This is a genomic window from Accumulibacter sp. (assembly GCF_031732815.1).
Lineage (GTDB): Bacteria > Pseudomonadota > Gammaproteobacteria > Burkholderiales > Rhodocyclaceae > Accumulibacter.
This window is the reverse complement of record NZ_JAVMKF010000239.1, coordinates 1-3,192: the sequence shown is the minus strand read 5'-3', so window position 1 is coordinate 3,192 and position 3,192 is coordinate 1. Positions and strand designations below refer to the sequence as shown.

Here is a 3,192-nt window from a genome sequence, read left to right as displayed (position 1 = left end):
GGCCGATTATGCAAAGCCAGCGATTATGGAAAGTGGCAGATCGGAATGCCCGTCAAACACTGAAGGGCAGCGGCAGGCAAGCATTCCGACCTTTACATAATCACAGCGTCTTCAGGAAGTCGATCAGCGAGTCGGGCGCCCGGTAGCGCTGGATCTTGGCGTCTGGTTCATGGAGCCTGGCCAGCGCGCGCTCCTTCATGGCCAAGTCCGCTTCAACGTAGTGATGGGTGGTCACCGGGCTCTCGTGTCCGAGCCAAAGCGCAATCACGCTGATGTCGACGCCGGCCTGTAGAAGGTGCATCGCCGTCGTATGCCGAATGGTGTGCGGCGAGATGTGCCGTTTCGTCAGATCAGGGAAGGTGCTGCTGGCCGAATGCACGGCTCGCGCCAATCTCAGAGCCACATTGGCTCGCGTCATTGCCTGGCCATTGCGGCTGGGGAACAAGGGGGATGCTGCCTCGAGCTGCGGATTCCGCCGCAGCCAGACCCGCACGGCCCTGACGGTTGAGCGCCACAGAGGAACGCTGCGTTGCTTGCGGCCTTTGCCATGCAGATGAACGCAGGCTGCGCCCGCATCGAGCACGACATCGCCGACCTTGATGCCGGTGACCTCCGACACCCGTGCCCCGGTGTTGTAGAGCAGCAGGAACAGTACATGGTCCCGCTGACTCAGCCAGGTTTCGTCCGGTGTGCCAATCACCGCCAACATTTCTTCGCGGGACAGGTAGCCAAGCATCGGTTGCTCAAAGCGTTTCACCGGCACCCCCAGGGCGCTCTCAATCACTTGCAACGACGTCACATCCCGATGGGCAACGAACTTCAGGAACGAGCGCAAGGCCGCCAGGCGGGCGTTTCGGCTGCGCACGCAGTTGCGCCGCTCTCGTTCCAAGTGATCGAGGAAGGCCATGATCAACGCCGGTGTGATGTCCCCTAGCAGGATGGTGGCCGGTGACTTGCCCAGTCGGGATTCGGCAAAGCCGAGGAACAACACGAAGGCATCCCGGTAGGTGGCGATGGTCTGCGCGCTGAGGGCGCGTTGCTGGGTCAGGTACTCGGCGAAGTAAGCTTGGACGAGTGCGGCAAATGACGGGGGTGAGCTCGTAGGCTTACTCATCACCGTCTCCCGGCAGATCGACGAAGCGTTCGAACTTGCCGCCAGCGAGGGCCATCAATTCCGGCACCGCGGTGAGATACCAGTACGTGTAGAAGATTTCGGCATGTCCGAGGTAGGTCGATAGCGCCAAGATCTTCTGATTCACGTCGGCACCTTCCGCATGCCAGAGCACCAGCCGCCGGACGGCAAAGGTATGGCGCAGGTCATGCAACCGTGGCGCCGCATGAGCGCCGCGATTCACCCAGCCCAGGCTGTCGCGTAAGGCGTTGAAGACGCGGTGCGCCTGCCGCTCTCCGAGTGGCGCCCCCAGTCGTTGGCCACGGCTGCTGATCAGAAACGGCATGTCGGCCGTCGTGGGAACGTGCCGAGCCCGTAGCCGCCGGTAGCGAGCCAGTGCTTTGACGGTGCTGGCGTGCACCGGCAACTGGCGGGACTTGGCAAACTTGGTCTGCCGGATGATCAGCATTCCGCGTTTTAGATCGACATCGGCGTCGCGCAGATGAATGGCTTCCGAAACTCGCAAGCCGGTTGAGGCCATCAGGCCAAACAGCGTCTCGAAGGTAGCGGGACGCAAACTGCCCTGAGGCCTGAGCTGCCGCGCAGCCGACAGCAGTTCGACGATCTCCTCTTCATGGTAGATGTGCGGCGCCACGCGTCCCGGTTCCGGGCCGAAGATCAGCTCATCCGGGACCTCGGTCTCCGGCTCGAACTGTTTCAGGTAACGGATGAAATGCCTCAGTCTGGCCAAGCGGGCCGCCCAGGTTGCCGGTGATCCTCGGCCGCCTTTGCCCTGACGTGCCCACTCGGTCATGAGCTCGACGGTCAGCGGTCCTTGGTGATGCCTATCTGCAACGAAGTGTGCAAAGTCGGCAAGGAGCGTGTCCCGTGATCGCAGCTGGAAACCCAGGCGACGACGCTCGGCGAGATAGTCGTTGATTCTCGCCTGCAAGCTGATGCGGGGACTCATGATCCACTCCCAGGCCACGGCAGCGGGACGGCAGACAGCTGCGGCGTATCGAGCTTGGCGTAGATCAACGTAGTGTTCAGCGAACGGTGGCGCAGAACATCGGCAACCTCCTTGAGCGAACTGCCGCTCTCGACCAGGCGGCACGCCAAGGTATGGCGAAGTGCATGCGCGCTGGAGTGCGCCAGACCGATTCGGCAGCAGGCTCGTTTGATGACCTTCTGAATGGCCGTCGATGTGATGGGCTGATCGCGCCCGTCCCGACATCGCACGAAGAGGGCGGGATGGCGGGTGGTTGGGCGTTCATGTTGGAGATAGTCGGCCAGTGCCTGCCCCGTTTCCATCGGCAACGGCAGGATGTCCTCCCGCAGCGACTTCGTCCCCCTGAGCCTCACCGTCCCTGCGCTCCAGTCGATGTCGCAGATCATGAGACGGGCAATCTCACCGGCGCGGAGCCCCAGGTCCAATGCGCACCGGGCGATGGCATGGCCACGCTTTGGCCACCGCCTGGCGGTGGCAAAGGACTTCAGCAGGCGATCAGCATCATCGGGATTGAGCGCCCGTGGCAATGACGCCAGCTTCCAGTGGACCGGGTTTGAAATGACTGCGGTCAGCCTACCGACCCGATCGCCGCAGGTGGCCCGGTAGCGGAAGTAGCTTCGCAAGGCCGAAGCCAGCAGAGATGCCTTGGCGTGTGACCAGTGCGCCTCCAGTTGCCTGGCAAGAAAGCTGCGCACGTCATCCGGATGCAGCTTGGCAACATCGATTGGGCGATCAGCGAATTGCTCTTGCAGCAGCCGTCTTACGACGCGAACTCGCTGCCTGCGAGTGCCCTCAGCCAACCCACGGACATCGTGCAGGTGTTCGTCGTAGCGGCGCAGTTCCGCGGTGATGTGATCGGAGAGCGCCGGCGCTGGATGCGTACTTGGCGTAACCGGGGGCGAAGAGATCTGGCTCATAACGGTCTCCTGAAGTGGAACTACTACTTCAGGAGACCGAGGAAATTATGTCGAGCTCGCGGGGATGCCGGCCGCTGCAAAGCTCCTTCCTTCCTGCTTCTTAGCCACAGCCACCCCGGCTACTTTCCATAATCGCTGGCTTTGCATAATCGGCC

General features: G+C 62.2%; 3 protein-coding genes. All 3 read right to left on the bottom strand.

The genetic code is table 11. The features are described from left to right. Positions 1-100: 100 nt before the first annotated feature. The 3 genes from RKP46_RS14735 to RKP46_RS14725 are packed head-to-tail and all read right to left on the bottom strand — an operon-like array spanning position 101 to position 3,037. On the bottom strand, positions 101-1,114 hold the full coding sequence (locus RKP46_RS14735) for a tyrosine-type recombinase/integrase (RefSeq protein WP_311107336.1): 1,014 nt from the start codon (positions 1,112-1,114) through the stop codon (positions 101-103). Further along, positions 1,107-2,081 carry a tyrosine-type recombinase/integrase gene (locus RKP46_RS14730; protein WP_311107335.1) on the bottom strand — a complete coding sequence of 325 codons (975 nt, stop codon included), beginning with the start codon at positions 2,079-2,081 and terminating at the stop codon, positions 1,107-1,109. Before RKP46_RS14730 ends, RKP46_RS14735 begins: the two co-directional genes overlap by 8 nt. Further along, entirely contained in the window at positions 2,078-3,037 is a 960-nt protein-coding gene (locus tag RKP46_RS14725) for a tyrosine-type recombinase/integrase (protein ID WP_311107334.1), read from the bottom strand. Before RKP46_RS14725 ends, RKP46_RS14730 begins: the two co-directional genes overlap by 4 nt. Positions 3,038-3,192 lie beyond the last annotated feature (155 nt).

Bases quoted from the DNA above. Each gene is read 5' to 3' on its own strand.
- RKP46_RS14735 (WP_311107336.1), bottom strand. From the start codon at position 1,114: ATGAGTAAGCCTACGAGCTCACCCCCGTCATTTGCCGCACTCGTCCAA.
- RKP46_RS14730 (WP_311107335.1), bottom strand. From the start codon at position 2,081: ATGAGTCCCCGCATCAGCTTGCAGGCGAGAATCAACGACTATCTCGCC.
- RKP46_RS14725 (WP_311107334.1), bottom strand. From the start codon at position 3,037: ATGAGCCAGATCTCTTCGCCCCCGGTTACGCCAAGTACGCATCCAGCG.